General features: G+C 41.6%; 1 protein-coding gene. It reads left to right on the plus strand.

Features of this window, described 5'->3' with window-relative positions:
- Positions 1-497: ammonium transporter (locus ACXAHM_RS26345; protein WP_474967068.1), on the plus strand; the 497-nt coding region annotated here is incomplete at both ends.

Raw genomic sequence — 497 nt, forward strand, 5'->3', positions numbered from 1 at the left:
GTGACTCACCTTGCAGCAGCAGCAGCTTGTGTTACTTGGGTAGCATTAGAGTGGATCAAAAACGGCAAACCAACCCTAATTTCAATCGTAACAGGTATGATTGCAGGATTAGCGACAGTGACTCCCGCATCAGGAAATGTTGGACCAACAGGAGCCGTAATCATTGGTGTTGTAGCAGCATTTGTATGTTTCAACATGGTTGATGTGATCAAAGAGAAATTGAAAATTGATGATGCCTTAGATGTATTTGCAGTACATGGAGTTGGTGGTATCTTAGGTACATTATTAGTGGCCATCTTAGGAACTGAGTTCTTTGGAGGTCATGGTGTAACAGATATGGTAAGCCAATTAGGAATCCAAGGTTTAGCTTTAGCAGCAGCAGTTAGCTGGTCGGCATTAATGACTTTCATTATCGTGAAAATCTGTAAAGTGACAGTAGGATTCAGAGTTTCTCCAGAAGTAGAAAGAGAAGGTCTTGATGCTACAGAAGTAGGAGA

The organism is Flammeovirga sp. AWQ4_249 (genome assembly GCF_056161045.1).